This window comes from Xanthomonas sp. NCPPB 2632, assembly GCF_041228075.2.
Lineage (GTDB): Bacteria > Pseudomonadota > Gammaproteobacteria > Xanthomonadales > Rhodanobacteraceae > Luteibacter.
Genome location: NZ_CM192979.1, coordinates 3,834,371 through 3,853,239 on the forward strand (window position 1 = coordinate 3,834,371; position 18,869 = coordinate 3,853,239).

At 68.9% G+C, this 18,869-nt stretch carries 16 protein-coding genes and 1 pseudogene; 6 read left to right on the forward strand and 11 right to left on the reverse strand.

The window, feature by feature from the left end; all coding sequences use genetic code 11:
- Positions 1 to 11: 11 nt before the first annotated feature.
- Positions 12 to 1,610, reverse strand: a complete 1,599-nt coding sequence (locus AB8808_RS16330) for an alpha/beta hydrolase (RefSeq protein ID WP_369930661.1) — start codon at positions 1,608 to 1,610, stop codon at positions 12 to 14.
- Positions 1,611 to 1,649: 39 nt separating this feature from the next.
- On the opposite strand from AB8808_RS16330, the gene AB8808_RS16335 reads away from it, so the two are divergent.
- The 3 genes from AB8808_RS16335 to AB8808_RS16345 are packed head-to-tail and all read left to right on the forward strand — an operon-like array spanning position 1,650 to position 4,258.
- Positions 1,650 to 2,465 (forward strand): phosphatase PAP2 family protein, encoded by an 816-nt coding sequence (locus AB8808_RS16335; protein ID WP_369930662.1) that lies wholly within the window; start codon positions 1,650 to 1,652, stop codon positions 2,463 to 2,465.
- 42 nt (positions 2,466 to 2,507) lie between these two features.
- On the forward strand, positions 2,508 to 3,455 hold the full coding sequence (locus tag AB8808_RS16340) for a diacylglycerol/lipid kinase family protein (RefSeq protein ID WP_369930664.1): 948 nt from the start codon (positions 2,508 to 2,510) through the stop codon (positions 3,453 to 3,455).
- Positions 3,452 to 4,258 (forward strand): metallophosphoesterase family protein, encoded by an 807-nt coding sequence (locus AB8808_RS16345; protein ID WP_369930665.1) that lies wholly within the window; start codon positions 3,452 to 3,454, stop codon positions 4,256 to 4,258. Before AB8808_RS16340 ends, AB8808_RS16345 begins: the two co-directional genes overlap by 4 nt.
- A gap of 3 nt (positions 4,259 to 4,261) precedes the next feature.
- Here AB8808_RS16345 and AB8808_RS16350 read toward each other — a convergent pair whose 3' ends face one another.
- Entirely contained in the window at positions 4,262 to 5,068 is an 807-nt protein-coding gene (locus AB8808_RS16350) for an SDR family oxidoreductase (RefSeq protein ID WP_369930666.1), read from the reverse strand.
- A 57-nt stretch (positions 5,069 to 5,125) separates the two neighbouring features.
- Positions 5,126 to 6,682: a POT-type proton-dependent oligopeptide transporter gene (locus AB8808_RS16355; RefSeq protein WP_369930667.1), complete on the reverse strand. Its 1,557-nt coding sequence runs from the start codon at positions 6,680 to 6,682 to the stop codon at positions 5,126 to 5,128.
- Positions 6,683 to 6,779: 97 nt separating this feature from the next.
- On the opposite strand from AB8808_RS16355, the gene AB8808_RS16360 reads away from it, so the two are divergent.
- Entirely contained in the window at positions 6,780 to 7,811 is a 1,032-nt protein-coding gene (locus AB8808_RS16360) for an oxidoreductase (RefSeq protein WP_369930668.1), read from the forward strand.
- On the opposite strand, the gene AB8808_RS16365 is transcribed toward AB8808_RS16360, so the two are convergent.
- From AB8808_RS16365 to AB8808_RS16375, 3 genes and pseudogenes are all read right to left on the reverse strand, one after another.
- The gene (locus AB8808_RS16365) at positions 7,806 to 8,669 is read right to left on the reverse strand and encodes a sulfurtransferase (RefSeq protein WP_369930669.1); all 864 of its coding nucleotides are present in this window, start codon (positions 8,667 to 8,669) and stop codon (positions 7,806 to 7,808) included. The genes AB8808_RS16360 and AB8808_RS16365 overlap by 6 nt on opposite strands.
- Positions 8,663 to 9,456, reverse strand: a pseudogene (locus tag AB8808_RS16370) (CoA pyrophosphatase). The gene AB8808_RS16365 and the pseudogene AB8808_RS16370 overlap by 7 nt, the downstream one beginning before the upstream one ends.
- A gap of 25 nt (positions 9,457 to 9,481) precedes the next feature.
- Positions 9,482 to 10,204: an FKBP-type peptidyl-prolyl cis-trans isomerase gene (locus tag AB8808_RS16375; RefSeq protein ID WP_369930670.1), complete on the reverse strand. Its 723-nt coding sequence runs from the start codon at positions 10,202 to 10,204 to the stop codon at positions 9,482 to 9,484.
- A gap of 146 nt (positions 10,205 to 10,350) precedes the next feature.
- On the opposite strand from AB8808_RS16375, the gene AB8808_RS16380 reads away from it, so the two are divergent.
- Positions 10,351 to 11,133 (forward strand): enoyl-CoA hydratase/isomerase family protein, encoded by a 783-nt coding sequence (locus AB8808_RS16380; protein WP_369930671.1) that lies wholly within the window; start codon positions 10,351 to 10,353, stop codon positions 11,131 to 11,133.
- Positions 11,134 to 11,151: 18 nt separating this feature from the next.
- Here the strand turns inward: AB8808_RS16380 and AB8808_RS16385 are convergent, their stop codons facing one another.
- The 5 genes from AB8808_RS16385 to AB8808_RS16405 all read right to left on the reverse strand — a co-directional run bounded on the left by AB8808_RS16385 (position 11,152) and on the right by AB8808_RS16405 (position 17,710).
- Positions 11,152 to 12,042: a DUF1684 domain-containing protein gene (locus tag AB8808_RS16385; RefSeq protein ID WP_369930672.1), complete on the reverse strand. Its 891-nt coding sequence runs from the start codon at positions 12,040 to 12,042 to the stop codon at positions 11,152 to 11,154.
- A gap of 45 nt (positions 12,043 to 12,087) precedes the next feature.
- A complete protein-coding gene (gene mutL / locus AB8808_RS16390; RefSeq protein ID WP_369930673.1) occupies positions 12,088 to 13,965 on the reverse strand; it encodes a DNA mismatch repair endonuclease MutL in 1,878 nt (625 codons plus the stop codon).
- Between the two features lie 52 nt (positions 13,966 to 14,017).
- The gene (locus AB8808_RS16395; protein WP_369930674.1) at positions 14,018 to 15,655 is read right to left on the reverse strand and encodes an N-acetylmuramoyl-L-alanine amidase; all 1,638 of its coding nucleotides are present in this window, start codon (positions 15,653 to 15,655) and stop codon (positions 14,018 to 14,020) included.
- 121 nt (positions 15,656 to 15,776) lie between these two features.
- Positions 15,777 to 16,241 (reverse strand): tRNA (adenosine(37)-N6)-threonylcarbamoyltransferase complex ATPase subunit type 1 TsaE, encoded by a 465-nt coding sequence (gene tsaE, locus AB8808_RS16400; RefSeq protein ID WP_369930675.1) that lies wholly within the window; start codon positions 16,239 to 16,241, stop codon positions 15,777 to 15,779.
- Positions 16,238 to 17,710, reverse strand: a complete 1,473-nt coding sequence (locus tag AB8808_RS16405) for an NAD(P)H-hydrate dehydratase (RefSeq protein ID WP_369930676.1) — start codon at positions 17,708 to 17,710, stop codon at positions 16,238 to 16,240. The genes tsaE and AB8808_RS16405 overlap by 4 nt, the downstream gene beginning before the upstream one ends.
- A 35-nt stretch (positions 17,711 to 17,745) precedes the next feature.
- Between AB8808_RS16405 and queG the strand changes: the two genes are divergently transcribed.
- Complete coding sequence (queG, locus tag AB8808_RS16410) at positions 17,746 to 18,816, forward strand: tRNA epoxyqueuosine(34) reductase QueG (RefSeq protein WP_369930677.1); 1,071 nt, start codon at positions 17,746 to 17,748, stop codon at positions 18,814 to 18,816.
- The last annotated feature ends 53 nt before the right edge of the window (positions 18,817 to 18,869 follow it).

Below are 18,869 nucleotides of genomic sequence, written 5' to 3' on the forward strand. Positions count from 1 at the left end.
CCTACCGGGATTTACCTCCCCTGCCCTGGGCGCGCCACCCCATACATCTCCCAGGCGATCTTCTTCATCAGCGCCTGGCGATCGTCGCCCTCGACATAGACGTCGAAGTGGGTCTTGCCGGGCAGGAAGCGGATATCGCTGCGGGCGTGCAGGCCATCCAGCGTTTCCTTGAGCAATTTCGCAGAGCCATCGAGGTAGAACGTATCCGCGGTGCCCACGATCAGGTGGATCTTGCCGTCGAGGTCGGGCTTCAACGTGGGCCACTGCGTGCGCAGGCGCTGGGCGATGTCGTAATGGTCGCGCCAGTAGGCCACCACCTCGGGATCGATCGCGCCGGTGTCGCGGTTGAACATCGGCTGCGGACGCCCATCCTTGCCCCGGGGCGAGAACACCCAATCGAACGAGGCCAACTGACCGCCGTAGGCACCCAGCACCCGCTCCAGGCGGGCGAAGGTCTCGAACGTCGCGATCACCTTGCCGTCGTCGCGCACCAGGGGATAGGCCGTGCCGTCGGGCGCCTTGTAGGCGTTGGCGTGCGGTGCATAAAGATCGATGTTGGTGAAGTTGTGGAAGTCGCTCGGATCGGGCGAGGTGGACCACGTGCCGCCGAACACCTTCGGGTAACGCGTCTGCAGCCACAGCGTGGCCCAGCCGCCGGAGGAATGCCCGTTGAGGAAACGGCCACCCACCTTCGCGTCCATCCGGTAGCGGCCTTCCAGCCAGGGAATGTACTCGGTGGTCAGCGCCTGGCCCCAGGGCCCGTTGTTCACCGAGTCGGCAAACTCGTGCGTGCCGGTGGGGCCGGATTCGTCGAGCAGCACCCAGATCATCGGCGGCATCTGCCGGTTGGCCATGGCCGACCACAGCGAGGCGATCGTGCCCGCGTATTCGTCGAAGCCGCCGCCGAAGCCGTGCGTCACGTAGACGGTGGGATAACGCGTGCTCGCCTTGGCGTCGTAGCCGGGCGGTGTCAGCACCCAGGCGCGGATCGTCAGCGGGCGCCCGGCGAAGGCGGTCAGCGCGGCACTGGGCATGATCTCGGCGTGCGCATGCTTGCGCGCCTCGGGCAACGCATCGCGGACCGCCTGCGGCACCCGCGGCGACAGCAACCAGGGATCTTTCGCCGGAACGGTCTTGTCCAGCACCAGGGTGGGCACGGTGGCGCCCGGGGCCAGCTTCACCGCCGTCACCTCGCTGAGCAGATCGCCCGCGCCGCGGCCGTGGTAGTTGTAGTCGTGGCCGACATCGAGCACGGCCTGGACCAGGTAATCGCCCGGCGGCAGCGCGGAGAATCCGGCGGGGAACGCTTCGCCGTCGGTATCGATGTCGACGGTCTGGCCGCCGCCGATCCAGGTGACGTCACGGGCGGCCACGGAGACTGCGGTCGGCCGGAACGGGTTGGTGTCGACGGCCTCGGGCTTGCCGTCCTTCGCGGCCGAGGCCGGCATGGCGAACAGGAGCAGGCGGCCCGACGTGCCCGGGCTGGCGGCGGGCAATCCCACCCGGACGATGCGATGGACCGCTGGCGCCGCGTCCGCATGGACGGCATCGAAGCCGCCCGCGAGCAGGGCCAGCGCGAGAACCGCGAGGAACGGTGAACCGATGGACATGTGTTTCCCCTTATCGGCCGCGACGCGCGGCGTGGCAACATGGCCGATCCTGCCACGATACGCGAGGTGAACCGAGTGCCATTGGATTGGATCAGCACACACGCCCTGTCGATCTGGGCCCTCCTGCTGGCGGTGGCCCTGGTCGGCTCGGACATCGCCTGGCGGCGCGCCGTGCGCCGGCGCGAAGGCGTCGACCCCGCCGCACGCGCCTTCCTTCGGCCGACCACAGCGCTGGTCGTAGTGGTGACCATGCTGCTGGTCGCCACGGTGATCGCGGTGGAAGTGCGCGAGCAGGCCGGGCTGACGGTATTCGACGCCGGACTGGCGGCCGACCTGCGGGCCAACCTGCCCCTGCCCGTGCTGCGGGTCGTCGCCTGGGTAACGCACAGCGGAGACCCGGTCGTCGTGGGCGCGGCCACCGGCGTGGTGTTCGTGGCCCTGCTGCTGCGCCGCCACTTCCGCCTCGCCGCGACCTGGATCGTCACGCTGGTCGGCACTGCCCTCATCAACAGCGCCCTCAAGGCGTGGTTCCATCGCGAGCGCCCCCTGCACGACCACGGTTTCATCGTCGAGCGCAGTTACAGTTTTCCCAGCGGGCACGCCTCCGGCTCGATGGTCTTCTACGGCATGCTGGCCTATGTGCTGCTGGTGCTCTGCCCGCCACGCTGGCATCGCGCCATCGTGATCGGCGCGGTGACCATGATCACCGTCGTCGGGATCAGTCGCATCCTGCTCCAGGTGCATTATTTCAGCGACGTGATGGCCGGCTACGCCACGGGCCTGGCCTGGGTGACCCTCTGCGTGGGCAGCGCCGAATACCTGCGCCTCCGCGAAGGCCGCCGTGCCACCACGTAAATTCATGCGACCGTGACGAGGCGAGTGCTTCGATCCTCGCCCATGCCCACCCCACTCGCTTTTGCCATCGTCATGAATGCCGGCTCCGGCCGCCAGGACGCCGACGCCGCGCGCGACGAGATCGCCTCGATCCTCGACGCCGCCGGTCGCCGCCATGCGTTTTTCCTGATCGACGACGGGCACCCGATCGAGCAAGCGGTCCGCGAAGCGGCCGCCTATGCGAAACAGCACGAGGGCGCCATCGTGGCGGCGGGCGGCGACGGCACGATCAACTGCGTGGCGCAGACCGCCTGGCGCGAGCAACTGACCATGGGCATCCTGCCGCAGGGCACGTTCAACTTCACCGGGCGCACGCACGGCATTCCCACCGACACGCGTGGCGCTGCCGAAGCCCTGGTCCGGTCGACGCCGATCGATGCGCAGATCGGCATGGTCAACGACCGGCTGTTCATGGTCAACGCCAGCCTGGGGCTCTACCCGCAGGTGCTGGAAGATCGCGAAACCTGGAAGCAGCGCTTCGGCCGTCACCGCATCGTGGCGTTGTGGTCGGGCCTGGCCACCCTGATGCGCGACTACCGGCCCCTGCGTATCGCGGTCACCGACGGAGCGCAGGCGCGCCAGTTGCGCACGCCCACGCTGTTCGTCGGCAACAACGCCCTGCAACTGGAAAAGATCGGCCTGGACGAGGCTGCCGACGTGCATCGCAACGACGGCACGCTGGCCGGGCTGGTCCTCAAGCCCATCGGCAAGCTGACCATGTTGCGATTGATCCTCAGCGGTGCGCTGGGCAAGCTGGGCGAAGCCGAGCATGTGGTGAGCTTTCCGTTCCGCGAGATCACGGTGACGCCGCGGCGCCGGCACACGAAGATCAAGGTGGCGATCGATGGCGAAATCGTCTGGCTCGCCCCGCCCATCGTGTTCCGCGCCGCGCCGCGTCCCCTCGTGCTTCTCACCGACGGCGAACGCCAGCCCGGGGAGGATCCGGGTTGAGCCTGCTGGTCCAGATTTCCGATACCCATTTCGGTACCGAACGCCCTCCCGTGGTCGCCGCGCTGGGTGACCTGATCGCCTCGCTGCGGCCGGACCTCGTCATCCTCTCCGGCGATGTGACGCAGCGTGCGCGGCGTAGCCAGTTCGACGCGGCGCGGCGCTTCATTGATGCCTGCGGCCGCCCGTCCCTGGTCATCCCGGGAAACCACGACGTGCCGCTGCTGAACGTGTTCGCGCGTGCGTTCGATCCGTTCGGTGGCTACCGTCGTGCGTTCGGACACGACCTGGAGCCGGTGCACGCCAGCGACGACCTGCTGGTGATCGGCGTCAACACCGTGCGTGCCGCGCGCCACAAGAACGGCGAAGTATCCGACGCGCAGATCGAGCGAGTCGGGCGACGGTTGCGCGAGGCCAGCACCGCGCAACTGCGTATCGTCGTCACCCACCAACCCGTGCATGTGATCCGCGAATCGGATGTGGCCAACCTGCTGATCAACCACGAGCGCGCCATCGCCGCCTGGGCCGCGGCGGGTGCGGATCTTGTCCTGGGCGGGCATATCCACCTGCCCTACGTCAGGCCGCTGAACACGGAAAAACGTGCGCTGGCCAGCGAACTGTGGTCCGTGCAGGCCGGTACGGCGCTGTCCACGCGCATCCGTGACGGCATCAGCAACTCGTTCAACGTGATCCACCACGATCCCGCTAACGATCCGGGCAGCTGCGTGGTGGAACACTGGGACTACAACGAGGCCAACGGCCGGTTCGACCCCGGTGGCAAGACCACCATTCCGTTGCAGCGCTGACCGTCACACGTAGTGCATCTTCCGCGCGACGCCGCCGTCCACCGTGATGTTCTCGCCGGTGATGAAGCCGGCCTGCGACGACAGCAGGAACACGGCCAGCGCACCGATATCCGGTGGCAGGCCGGCGCGCCCGACGGGATGTTGCGCATGATCCGCCGCGGATAGTCGCGACTTGCGGCGCAGGCCCGGCTTTTTCCACGCGTCCACGACCACCCAGCCGGGGTTGATCGCGTTCACGCGCACCGGCCCGGCACTGATCGCCAGCGCGTGGGTGAAGGCGACGATGCCGCCCTTGCTGGCGGCGTAGGCCTCCGTGTCCGGCTCCGACTGGTGCGCGCGCGACGATGCGATGTTGACGATCGCGCCGTTGCTGCGCGTGAGCGCCGGCAACGCATGCTTGCTGCACAGGAAGGTACCGCCCAGGTTGGTATCGATGCGGCGTTTCCATTCGCTCCAGTCAAGCTTGTGCAGCGGACCGCTGGTGGGATCGGCGATGCCCGCGTTGTTGACCAGGCCGTCGATGCGGCCGAAGCGCTTGAGCGCCGCGGCCACGAAGCGTTTCACGCTGGCTTCCTTCGACACGTCCAGCACCAGGAAAGCGGCACGCTCGGCGACGTCCCATGCCTCCAGGCAGGCCCTGCCGGCGTCGGCATCCACATCGCCGATGAGCACCGATCCACCGACGGCCAGCACCGCCTCGGCGATGCCCTTGCCGATGCCCTGCGCGCCGCCGGTCACCAGCACCACCTTGCCGGGCCACTCGCCGTTGCCCATCGACGGAAAGGGTGCTGCCTTGTTCGCTGCCGCCATGGGTCGTGTCTCCTGCCGGAAGGCCTCGATGCTCCACGCGCCGCCGTGCAGGGAACGTCACGCGGCGCGGTAATAGTCCACGGGGCGATAGCCGCGTGCGTACAGGCCGAACGCCAGCGCGGCGATGGCGGCAAAGCCGGCGAAGAAGAACATCTGGAACGCGGTGGCCCCCATGCCCGTGCCCGCGATGCCCGCCAGCACGGCCTCGTTGCGCACGCCTGCGTTGGCCAGCAGCACCCAGAGGTTGCCGACAGTGACGCTCAACGTCCAGAAGCTCATCAGCGTGCCCTTCATCGACGGCGGTGCCTGGCTGTAGGCAAATTCCAGGCCCGTCGCCGAGACCAGCACCTCGCCCATGGTCAGCAACACGTAAGGCAGCACCTGCCAGGCGATCGACAGCGCATCGCCACCGTCCAGCCCCAGCTGCAATACACCGACCACCACCCAGGCCAGCGCGGAAAACACGATGCCCGCCGTCATGCGACGCAAGGCCGTCGGCTCGATGCCGGCCTTCCGCAGCAGCGGAAACAGCACCAGGTTGTTGAAGGGGATCAGCAGCAGCACCAGCAGCGGATTGATCGCCTGCATCTGCGCCGGATGCAGCCAGTCGGGCGCACGCATCACGCCGGCCTGGAGCACCCATGTCGAGGCTTTCTGGTCGAACAGCGACCAGAACGGCGTGACCAGGGCGAACACCACCAGCACGCGCAGCACCACGGCCACGCCGTCGATCGCCTCGTCGGGATGAACACCGCGCGCTCGTTCCAGTTGCATGCGCGTGCCGATGCCGCCCCCGACCAGGATGGCCACCAGCCCGAGGCACAGCGCCGCGACGATGCCCAGCACCGGGGTGGTCGCCAGTGCCGCCAGCGCCAGCACGACAGACCCCGCAGCGACCCACAGGCCCGGCCGGCCCTGCCCCTCGCGACGGGTGAGCAACGCGGTGCGCACCACCTTCATGAAACCGTGGGGATCGTTCCCCGCGGGTGGTGCCATCACGTAGTGACGCCGACCGCACCAGAACACCACGGTGGCAACGAACATCAACGCACCGGGAATGCCGAACGCCACGGCCGCGCCGTAATGGCGCAGGAAGAACGGCATCGATACCGACGCCAGGAACGAGCCGACGTTGATGATCCAGTAGAACGCGTCGAACACGACCTTCGCCAGGCGTCGGTTGCCCTCATCGAACTGGTCGCCGACGAACGCCGCGACGCAGGGCTTGATCCCGCCCGCGCCCAGGGCGATCAGCGCAAGGCCGGTGTAGAAGCCTGCCACGCTGTGCTCGAACACGGCCAGGCAAAGGTGCCCCAGGCAGTAGACCAGGCTCAGCCACAGCACGGTGCGGTACTTGCCGAACCAGCGGTCGGCCAGCCAGCCGCCAAGCAGCGGGAAGAAATACACGCCGATGACGAAGGTGTGGAACACGTCCTTGGCCGCCCCCGCCCGATCCGCCTCCGGCAGGTACAGCAGCAGCGAGGTGATCAGGAACGGCGTCAGGATGTTGCGCATCCCGTAGAAGCTGAAGCGCTCGCACCCCTCGTTACCGATGATGTAGGCGATCTGCCGCGGCATGCGCTCCGGCGGGCTGGCGGCATCGGCGATGGGCATGGGCGTTTCCGCGGCTTACGAAGAAGCGCCGGATGCTAAACGAAACGCTCAGGCGCGCCGCGTTACGCTTGGTCATTCGACAGCCCAAGGAGTGACCATGCACGCGATCCCCACCGGCCTCATCGGCTACGGCACCGCAGGCGCCTTCTTCCATGCACCGCTGATCGCCGCCGCGGAGGGCCTGCATCTTGCCGCCATCGGCAGCCGCCGCGCCGACCAGATCGCCCGTGACTTTCCCGAGGCCAAGGCCTACGAAAATCCTCATGATTTGCTGGCCGACCCGTCGCTCGAACTGATCGTCATCGCTTCGCCGAACGAAAGCCATGCCCCGCTCGCACGTGCCGCGCTGGAAGCCGGCAAGCACGTGGTGGTCGACAAGCCGTTCACCCTGGACGCGGCGGAAGCCGATGCGCTGATCGAACTGGCCGACCGCGTGGACCGCCGCCTGTCGGTCTTCCAGAACCGTCGCTGGGACAACGATTTCCTGACGGTACGCCGCCTGATCGAAGACGGCCGACTGGGCGAGGTGGTCTACTTCGAAACCCACTTCGATCGTTTCCGGCCCGAGATCAAGCCGGGCTGGCGGGAAACCGAAGTGGCCGGATCGGGCGTGCTGTACGACCTCGGCGCGCACCTGATCGACCAGGCACTGGTGCTGTTCGGCCTGCCCCGTGCGATCACCGCGGATGTGATTCGCCAGCGCGCGGCCGCCAGGACCGACGACTACTTCCACCTGGTGCTGGATTACGGTCACCGCCGCGCGGTGCTGCACGCATCGGCGCTGGTCCGCGCCCCGGGACCGCGCTACCTGGTGCATGGCGATGGCGGCAGCTTCGTCAAGTACGGCATCGACGGCCAGGAGGCCGCCCTGCGCGAAGGTCGCCGACCGGGCGGTGAGCACTGGGGCGACGACGACCCCACGCTGTTCGGACGCTTCACCGATGCCGATGGCAGCGCCACGGTGATCGACACCCTGCCCGGCCGCTATACCGCCTACTACGACGGCGTCGCAGCCGCCATCCGCGGCGAATCCGCCGTGCCGGTGGACCCGCGCGAATCGCGGGACGTCATTCGGGTGATCGAGGCGGCGCAGTTGAGCGCACGCGAACGACGCACGGTAATGCTATAGCGCATCGCCGTTGGCCACGCCACGGGAGCGGTCGCTGACCCAGCCGCTCCATGACGGTGCATAAAGGCGTGAACCGCACAGGCCCGCGTACTCCATGGCCAGCAGGTTGTGGCACGCGGTAACGCCGGAACCGCACATGTGCACCACATCGTCCGCGGGGTGCGGACCGATCACGCCCTCGAACGCACGACGCAGGGTCTCTGGAGAATGGAACACGCCGTCGGTGTCGAGGTTGTCCGCGAAAGGCCGGTTGCGTGCACCGGGCACGTGCCCGGCCACGGGGTCCAGCGGCTCGACCTCGCCGCGATAGCGCGGCGTGGCACGCGCGTCCAGCAGGACCAGTCGCCCCGACGCCACGCCCTCGGCCAGGGTGTCGGCATCCACCGTGCCGGCCGCGTCGAAGGCCACATGCACGGCCGTCGCCTCGCGCCTCGGCACCTCGGCATCCACGGGCAACCCGGCCCGCGTCCAGGCGGCCCAGCCGCCATCGAGCACGGCCACGTTGTCCAGGCCGGCAAGGCGCGCCAGCCACCAGAAACGCGCGGCCGCCAGGGCCCCGCCGGCCGCATCGTAGACGACCACCTGCAGGTCCGGCCGCCAGCCCGAGCGCGCCAGCCACGCCTGGAAGCGCTCGGGCGAGGGCAACGGATGACGACCACGACCGTTCGCGGGCGTCGCCATGTCGGCCAGGTCGCGGTCGAGATCGGCACGCACGGCGCCACGGACATGCGCCCGCGCATAGTCCTCGTCGCCCTGGGCGGGATGGGCGAGGTCGAACCGGGCATCGACGAACAACACGTCGTGCGCGGAGAGGTGGGCGGCGGTGCCGGCATCGACGAGCGTGCGCGAGATCAGCATGGGTGGTGTCCCATCCGTTTCAGCAGGTTGAGGAGGATGGCCGCCGTGACGCCCCAGATGCGGTAGCCGGCATGCAGGAATTCGACCATGTCACGACGGTGACCGCGGAACTCCATGGTGTAGCGACGCAGGTTGTCGGGCTCGAGGAAGAACGCGAAGGGCACCTCGAACACCTCGGCCACTTCCCCGGGGTCCGGCCGGAGCACGGCGTCGGCGTCGATGCGCGCGACCACCGGCGTCACCGAGTAGCCGCTGATCGTCTCGAACGCATCCAGGAAGCCCAGCGGCGTGACCTTGCGCGCATCCAGCCCGATTTCCTCGTGGCTCTCGCGCAGCGCCGTGGCCACGGCATCCGCGTCGTGGTCTTCCACCCTGCCGCCGGGAAAGGCGACCTGGCCGGCGTGCTGCTGCAACGTATCGGTGCGGACGGTGAGCACGACGTTCTGCTCGCGGTCGTCGCGGATGCCGATCAGCACGGCCGCCTTGCGGCGCGGGCCGTCGCCGATCAGCTCGGCCATGTCGTGGTGGTTCCAGCCGCGCGGACCCGGCGGTGTGTCCAGGGGCAGCAGCGCGCCGCGCAAACGGGCCAGGAGGTCGTCCATCACCCGGCCTGTCGGGTGGGGAGGATCTCATCCATCAACCAGCGCTTGCGGTCGTCGTCCAGCGACGACCAGCAGGCGATCTCGTCGCCCGTGCGCAGGCAACCCACGCAAAGGCCGCGCGCGTCGAGGCGGCACACGCCGGTGCACGGTGTCAGGGGGAGCGAGGATGATGGGACCGGGGACATACCGTCGGTCATTCTAGCGCGACCCTCAGGGCTTGACGTCGATCAGCTCGAGGTCGAACACCAGGGCCTCGTTCGGGCCGATGCGGGGCAGCTCGCCGCGCTCGCCATAGGCCAGCGCCGGGGGAATCACCACCTTCCACTTGTCGCCCACGCGCATGCGCGGGATCACGTCCTGCCAGCCGGGAATCACCCGGTTGACCGTGAAGGTGACGGGCTTGCCGTGGGCGTAGGAACTGTCGAACTCGGTGCCGTCGATCAACGCACCGCGGTAATTGACCACCACGGTGCTGGTGACACTGGCCTGCGCCCCGCTGCCCTTGTTGAGCACGGCGTACTGGATACCGGAAGGCAAGGTGGTGACGCCCGGCCGCACCCGGTTGCGGGCGAGGAAATCGCTGCTGCGCTTCGCGTTGGCGGCGGCGACACGACGGAACTCCACCACGGAATCGCGCTGCACCTTGGCGTCGAAGTTCACCAGCTGCTGCTGCATGACATCGATGGGCACGCCCGGCGCGCGCTTGGCGTAACCGTCCTGGAGCGCCCTGACCAGCACCGCGATGTCGACATCGGGCTGGGCGCTGTTGGCGAACTGGGTGCCGATCTGGTAACCGATGGCGTACGACAGCCTGGTCTTGTCGATGGCGGGTGCGGCGGACGCGTTTGCCGTGGCCGGCCCCTGGGCCAACGCCGGGACGGCGGGCAGGCACAGCAAGGCGGCGATCGTGACCAGCAAACGCGAGGATGGCATCCCGTTCTCCAAGAACCCGGAACCCTGGGCGTGCGTGGAGGATAATCCATCGGCCGCTGCCCCGTCCGTACACCCTCAGACGCCGAAGAAGGGGTAAAGGTTCCCCTGCTACCATCCGCCGCCTTGCCCCACCGCCAGGAGCCGCCATGGCCTTTCGTACCCTCGTCACCGCCGATCGCGGCGCCGTCCGTCACATCACCGTCAACCGCCCCGACAAGCTCAATGCGCTCAACCGCGAGACCATCGTCGAGCTGACCCTGGCCTTCCGGCAGGCCGCGCAGGACGACGCCATCCGCGTCGTGGTGCTGGCCGGTGCGGGTGACAAGGCATTCGTCGCCGGCGCGGACATTTCCGAAATGTCCGACTGGTCGCCCGTGAAGGCGCAGGCCGCGTCACGCGCCGGGCAGGACCTGATGCTGACGGTAGAGCGCTTGGGCAAGCCCGTGATCGCGAAGATCCAGGGCTACACGCTGGGTGGCGGCATGGAGCTGGCCATGGCGTGCCATCTTCGCGTAGCCAGCGAAAAGGCGCGCTTCGGCCAGCCTGAGATCGGCCTGGGTCTGATTCCCGGTTTCGGCGGTACGCAACGCCTGACCCGGCTCGCCGGTCGCGGCCTGGCGCTGGAGCTGTGCCTGCTGGGCCAGCAGATCGATGCGGCCCGCGCCGAGCGCACCGGCCTGGTCACCCGCGTGGTGGCCGCGGACGAACTGGACGCCACCGTGGATGCCCTGGCCGACCAGCTGGCGGCCGCGGCACCGCTGGCCCTGAAGGGCATCCTGGAGGCCGTGATCGAAGGCGGCGAATGCGCGATCGACCAGGGCCTGGCCTTCGAGACACAGGGCTTCGCCATCGCGTTCTCCACCGAGGACATGCGTGAAGGCACCGGCGCGTTCCTGGAACGGCGCAAGCCGGTGTTCAAGGGCGCCTGATACGGCGCCCGTGGCGCGTCAGTCGTGGCCGCCGGCGTATTTCTTCTCGCCCGCGGTCACGCGCACGTCCAGCCGGTTTTCCGGCGGCGCCAGCGGGCACGTGGCATACGGCGTGAACGCGCACGGCGGGTTGCGCGCCTCGTTGAAATCCAGCACCAGCTTGCCGTCCTTGGCCAGCGGCGTATCCAGGAACCGTGCCGCGCCGTAGGTTTCCTTGCCGCTGGTACGGTCGGCGAAAACGAAGAACAGCGAATCGGGTTCTTCCTGGATGGGGTAGAGCTCGAAGGTGTGGCCGTCGCGCGTGAACACCGCCTTGCCCGGCACCTTCTCCTTGTCGATCGTGCCGAGCACCGAGCCGATTTCCAGCTCGTGCGGCGGATCGAACGGCACCCAGCGGGCTTCCACGCGCCACGTCGGGTCGACGGTGAAGTAATCCAGGCCGGCGAAGTGCGTGCGCGTGGCGGCGTTGTCGTCCTTCACGCGCAGGGCTTTCTTGCCGTCGCGGGCGATCACGAAGAACCGGGCCGAGCCGAAGCGGACTTCCGTGGGCTTGCCGCCGGTGCCGCCATCGTCGACGAGCGTGGCGCGCTGCACCTCGCGACCGTCGACCAGCGCACCGCTGCCGGGCGCCAGCTCGATGGTGACCGTGCCGCCGTCGTCCAGCGTGACCACGCCAAGATGGGCGGGACCGGCCTTGAGGACGATGTCATTGTCGGCCGAGCTGCCGATGCGATTGGCACCGGGCTGCAGCCAGTCCAGACCGACCAGGCTCAGCCAGCCGTCCGGCGCCTTCAGTGCGTCGATGCGTGCGGCACGCACTTTCTCGATGGCGGCGGTGTAGGCGTCGCCGGCGATGGCGTTGCCGGTGGTGACCGCTACGACGGAGGCGAAGGCAAGCGAACGGATCATGGCGAAACCCCGGTTTGGACGTCTATCCGTCCAGCATACATCGATTCAGCGACCGCGCAGGAACAGCCTGTCCAGCTCCCCCAGCGACAGCTGCACCCAGGTGGGACGGCCATGGTTGCACTGCGCCGAGCGTTCGGTGGCTTCCATCTCGCGCAGCAGCGCGTTCATTTCCGGCAGGCCCAGGCGTCGGCCGGCACGCACGGAGCCATGGCAGGCCATGGTGGAGAGCAGTTCGTTTTCCAGTTCTTCCAGCCGGCGCGAGCTGCCGTGCTGGGCCAGTTCGGCCAGCACGTCGCGGGTGAGCTGGGCCACATCGGCGCTTTCCAGCAACGACGGCACGCGCCGCACCACGACGCCGGAAGGGCCGCTGCGCGACAGCTCCAGGCCCCAGTCGGCGAGCGCCTCGGCGTGTTCTTCCGCCGCGGCGGCCTCGCGCGCGCTGACCGCGATCGACAGCGGCACCAGCAGCATCTGCGAGCGCAGGCTGGAGGTGACGCGACCGTTCTTCAGTTTTTCGTAGGTGATCCGCTCGTGCGCGGCGTGCATGTCGACCAGCACCATGCCGTGTTCGTTCTCGGCCAGCACGTAGATGCTCTTCAGCTGCGCGATGGCGTAGCCCAGCGGGGGAATGCCACCCTCCGTGTCCGGTTCATCGCCGGCGGCCGGCGGCGTCCAGGAAGTCGACGGCCGCGGCGTCGACAGGGACGTCGTGGCGCCGAACAGGGTCTTGTAGTCGGCCAGGGGTTCGTCGCGCACGCCCAGGCCCAGTCGCGACTGGCTGCCTGCCTGCGGCCAGGCGGGCATCGATGCCATGCGCGATCCCGCGCCACCGCTCGCAAACGTTCCCACCGCTGTCCCGTGCCCCGCGTCGATGCCGCCGGCCATGCCTGACGGCGCATCCGTCGAGGACGCTGCGCCCACGCCGGCACGCGTCTGCGCCAGTGCCTCGTGCAGCGTGCGGAACAGGAAATCGTGGATCAGCCGCTGCTCGCGGAAGCGCACTTCGCTTTTCGCCGGGTGCACGTTCACGTCCACGCCGACCGGATCGAGCGTGAGGAACAGCACGAACACCGGATGGCGGCCGTGGAACAGCACGTCCGCATACGCCTGGCGCACGGCGTGGGCGACGATGCGGTCGCGGACCAGCCGGCCGTTGACGTAGAAATATTGCTGATCAGCCTGCGAGCGTGACGCGGTAGGCAGGCCGACCCAGCCGGACAGGCTCAGGCCAGCGGCCTCGTGATCCACGCGCAGCGCCTGGCCGGGAAACTCCGGGCCGAGCACTTCGGCCACGCGCGCCAGCGCCGCGTGTTCGTCGCGTGCCGGCTTGAGCAGGCGCACCGGCTTGCCGTTGTGCGAGAGCCGGATATCGACACCCTCGCGAGCCAGTGCCAGCGATTTCAGCAGGTCGTCGATGTGCGCGAACTCGGTGCGCTCGGCGCGGAGGAACTTGCGTCGGGCCGGCACGTTGTAGAACAGGTCGCGCACCTCGATGGTGGTGCCCGGCGGATGCTGCGCGGGCCGCGCATCCTGCAGGCGACCGCCGTCCACGTCGATGCGCCAGGCGGCGTCCTGCCCCGCATGCCGCGAGGTGAGCGAGAAGCGCGCCACGGAGGATACGGAGGCCAGCGCCTCGCCGCGAAAGCCCATGCTGGCCACGCGCTCCAGGTCGTCGAAGCTGCCGATCTTGCTGGTGGCATGCGAGGCGACGGCCAGCGCCAGTTCATCGCGCGGAATGCCGCCACCGTCGTCGCGCACGCGGATCAGCCGGGAGCCGCCCTGCTCGATGTCGACCTCGATCCGGCGCGCACCGGCATCGATGCTGTTCTCGACGAGTTCCTTGACCACCGAGGCGGGTCGCTCGATGACTTCGCCGGCCGCGATCTGGTTGATCAGCTCGGGCGGCAGGGGGCGGATGGGCATGGATGACAACCTGACTGCGTTCAGGTCGAAAGCATAGCCCAAGGGCGCGGCGTCAGCTCGCGGGAATGACCATGACCGAGCCGACGCGGACGTTGTTGTCGTTCATCTTGTTGGCGATCTTGAGTGCGCCGACGGATACGCCGTACTGCTGGGCGATGCCGGTCAGGGTTTCGCCGCGGTTGACGCGGTGGAGGTCGCGCACGTTCTCGTCGGCACGACCCGACGGCGTCTCGACCCGGCCTCGTGCGGGCGACGGGGAGGCCTCGGCCTTGGCCAGGGCCTTACGGCCGGACGTCGTCACGCGCGAAGCCGCCTTGACGGCATCGGAAGCCACTGCACCGGCGTCGGACGCCACGGCGGGCGCCGCCGGTGCGGACGCGGCGGTGGCGGCCAGCGAGGTGCCGTTGCGCCGCGCGGCCTGCGCCGCGAACCAGGTGCCCGGCGGCGGCATGGATTCGAAATAATTGCGCACACCACCGAGCACCGCGGTGGCCAGTTCGCGGCGATGGCCGTCGTCGCGCAGGCGGCGCTCTTCCTCGGGATTGGTGATGAAGGCCGTTTCCACGAGGATGGACGGCACGTCCGGCGAGCGCAGCACCACGAAGTTGGCACGCTCCACGTAGCCGCGATGCGTCGGACCCAGGCGACCCAGCGCCTTGAGCACGTTGCCGGCAATGGATTCGCTGGCCTGCATGGCGTAGCCCTGCTGGAGATCAAGCAACACCGCCGCCAGCGAGTCGTCCTTGTCGTCCAGCGACACGCCGCCGACCAGGTCGGCGCGGTTTTCGCGATCGGCCAGCCAGCGCGAGGCCTCGGAGGTCTTGCCGCGCGGCGACAGCACCCAGACCGACGAGCCCTTGGCGTCGCCGTTCTTGAACGCATCCGCGTGGATCGACACGAACATGTCGGCATTGTGCTCGCGGGCGATCTCGTAGCGGCGCTTCAACGGAATGAAGTAGTCGCCGTTGCGGGTCAGCACGGCCTGCATGCCGGGCTGGCGGTTGATCTGGTCGGCCAGCTCGCGCGCCACCTGCAGGGTGACGTCCTTCTCGCGCAGGCCGGTGGCGCCGCGGGCGCCCGGATCTTCGCCACCGTGCCCGGCATCGATGGCCACGACCACCTTGCGCTCACCACCGAGCATCGGCGGCGACCCTGCCGGAATCGTTTTGCCCGCCTTGCCGCGCCTGCCACGCAGGGGAGCCACGGCGGGCGCCTCGGTGGGGGATTCGGCAATGGCGGTGGCCAGCGCCGGCGCATCCGACGGGCTGTTGTCGCCCGGATCGCTCTGGCCGCCGGGGTACAGATCGAGCACCAGCCGGTAGCCGTAGTCGCCGGCCGGCTTGAGCAGGAAACTCTTGGGCTTGGCGCGTGCGTCGACCGTGGCCACCACACGGGCGCCGCCACCCTGCTTCGCCGCTGTCATGGACTGGAACAGGCCCTGCTTGCCCGGTGCGGCGAAGTTGCCCGCCACGGTGCTGCCGGCGATATCCAGCACCACGCTGCCCGGCGTGTCGCCCTGGGACATCTTGTACGTGGCGGGGCCGGACAGATCGAACACCACACGGGTGTATTCAGGGCCGGCCCACACCCGCGCCGACTTGACGTCGGCGGCCAAAGCCAGGGCAGGCGCCAGCGTCGCGAGGGCGATCGCGCACACGAATCCACGGAATTTGAAGATGATTCCCCTCATACGGCCCGGATTGAACTCCATGCGTCCGACGAATGCAATATGTTTTCCCTTGATAATCCATAACCTGCGAAACCTTCGTCAACGCACGTACAGGAATGTCGTCCAAACGAGGACATGTGCGTCAGCGCGGCAGTGCCGCGAGCACGCGCTGGCCGGACACCGAGCGGGCCTCCAGCCGTACGGCACGACCGCCGTCGCGGTGCCGGAAATGGAGTTCCAGGTCCACTGGCGGCAAAGCGCCTGCGCCCCGCTCCGGCCATTCCACCAGCACGATGGCGCCGGGCTCCGCCAGGCTGTCCAGGCCGAGCCACTCCAGTTCGCCGGGATCGGCGATGCGGTACAGATCGAGGTGGAAGGCCCGTCGGTCGCCGATGTCGTAGCCCTCGACTAGGCTGTAGGTGGGGCTCTTCACCCGCTCGCCCACGCCAAGGGCGCGGAGGAAGGCCCGGGCGAACGTGGTCTTGCCCGCCCCCAGGTCGCCATGCAGGAACACGACCAGGCCACCGGCCAGGCCTGCGGCCAGCTCGCGGCCAAAGGCCAGCGTGGCGTCCTCGTCGGCAAGGATGCGTTCTTCGCTGCTACTCATGCAGGTAACCCGTTGACCAGCCGGCGCAGGGGCTCCAGCAGGTCGCCGGCCAGCAGCCCCCGCTCGCCCTGCCGCGCGGCCACGTCCGCCGCACGGGCGTGCAGCGCCACTCCCAGGCAGGCGGCTTCGTAGGGATCGCAACCCTGCCCCAGCAAGCCGGCGACGATGCCGGTGAGGGTATCGCCCATGCCGCCGCTGGCCATGCCCGGGTTACCCCAGGGGCAGACCGAGACCTGGCCGTCCGGCGAGGCGATCAGGCTGCCGTTGCCCTTGAGCACCACGACCGCCCCGTAGCGTTGCGCCAGCTCGCGGACCGCTGCGAAGCGATCCGCCTGGACGGCCCGGGTATCCCGGCCGAGCAGACGGGCCGCCTCGCCCGGATGCGGCGTCAGCACGACCTTCTCCGGCAGCGCGCGCGCATGGGTACGCAGCAGGTTGAGGCCGTCCGCGTCCAGCACCGTCGGCAGGCCGGCGTCCAGCGCCGTGGTCCACAGCGCGTGACCCCAGGCGGCCTGGCCGAGGCCGGGCCCCAGCGCGACCACGGATGCCTTGTCCAGCATGGGCTGCAGCGCCTGCGGACCGTCGACGCCATGCGCCATCAGTTCCGGGCGCGCCGCGTTCATCGCCGGCACGTTCGCTTCGCGCGTGGCGACGCTGACCAGTCCCGCGCCGGTACGCAAGGCGGCCTCCGCGGCCATGCGTACCGCACCGCCGGTGGCGTGGTCGCCACCGATGGCCAGGACGTGCCCGTTGTTGCCCTTGTGCGAATCCCGCGGGCGTCGCGGGAGGGAGGCTTCGACCAGCAGGCGCGCGTCGGGCGCCTCCAGGAGGCTACCGGGCAGGTCCAGGCCATGCCGTTCGACGTCGCCGGCGAGCGCAGCGCGATGGGTATGCAGGCCGCGCTTGTGCACGATGAACGTGGCCGTTGCCGCGGCCTGCACCGCGACGCCGGGGCAATCGCCGGTATCGGCGTCGAGCCCCGAGGGCACGTCCAGCGCGAGTACGGGGAGGCCGGTAGCGTTGATCGCCTCGATGGCGACCGCCGCCGCGCCCTCGGGCGCCCGGTTCAGGCCCGTGCCGTAAATCGCATCGACGATGACATCGGCGGGAGCGAGTCCGGCCCAGGCGTCCCACGACAACACCGTGCCACTCGCGGCGACGAAGGCGTCGCGAGCTTGCATGGCGTCCGTCCCCCGTGGGGCTTCCAGCGCGACGAGATCGACGGCGAGGCCGAGATCCAGCGCGTCGCGAGCCACGAGGTAGCCGTCACCGCCGTTGTTGCGGGCGCCGCAGACCACGCGGAGGCGCCGGGCCTGGGGCCAGCGCTGGCGCAGCATGCCGAACGCCGCGGCAGCCGCGCGCGTCATCAGCGCAAAGCCCGGGATACCGAGGTCGCCGATGGCGCGCTGGTCGATCGTGCGGGCCTGCGCGGACGTGAAAAGAGCGATATCGGGGTTGGACGAGGTCATCGGAGGATTATAGGAGGGGCAAGTAGAATGCACGCATGCCCGCACCCCCCGACACCGACTACGCCGCCCTCGCCGACGACATCAAGCGTTGGGCGCGCGAACTCGGCTTCGCGGACGTCGGTATCGCCGGTACCGACCTGGGTAACGACGAGGCCTACCTGCAGCGCTGGCTGGACGACGGCCACCACGGCGAAATGGATTACATGGCGCGCCACGGCACGCGGCGCAGCCGGCCGGCCGAACTGGAGCCGGGAACGCTGCGGGTGGTCTCGGTACGGATGGATTACATACCGCCCGGCACGTCCAATGCCTGGGACGTGATCGAGGACGGGGAAAAAGCCTACGTCGCGCGCTATGCGCTCGGTCGCGATTACCACAAGGTGATGCGCAACCGGCTGCAGAAGCTGGCGGCACGGATCGGCGAGCGCATCGGTGACTTCGGTTACCGCGCTTACGTGGACTCCGCTCCCGTGCTCGAAAAGGCCCTGGCCCGCAATGCCGGCCTCGGCTGGATCGGCAAGCACACGGTGCTGATCAACAAACGGGCGGGCTCGTATTTCTTCCTCGGCGAGCTGTATACCGACCTGCCCCTGCCCATCGATAAGCCGGCCAGTGCGCACTGCGGCAGCTGCCGGCGTTGCATCGACATCTGCCCGACGCAGGCGATCGTCGCGCCCTATCGGCTGGATGCACGCAAATGTATTTCCTACCTGACCATCGAGCTCAAGGGCAGTATTCCCGAGGCTCTGCGCGCGCCGATCGGCAACCGCATCTTCGGCTGCGACGACTGCCAGCTGATTTGTCCGTGGAACAAGTTCGCGCAGGAAGCCACCGAGCCCGACTTCGCTCCGCGGCATAGCCTGGACGGCCCGCGCCTGATCGACCTGTTCGCCTGGAGCGAAGCGGACTTCCTTTCCCGCACCGAGGGCATGGCGATACGCCGCACGGGCTACGAAGGCTGGCTGCGCAACCTGGCCGTGGGCCTCGGCAACGCGCCCACCTCCGACGAAATCGTCGCCGCACTCCGCGCGCGCGCGGACGATTCGTCACCCATCGTGCGCGAACACGTGGCCTGGGCATTGGCCCGGCATGCCGCAGACGGCTGAGCGCACACCTCCCAATCGTCCCAGGCGCGCGACACCGACACGACTTACCGCGT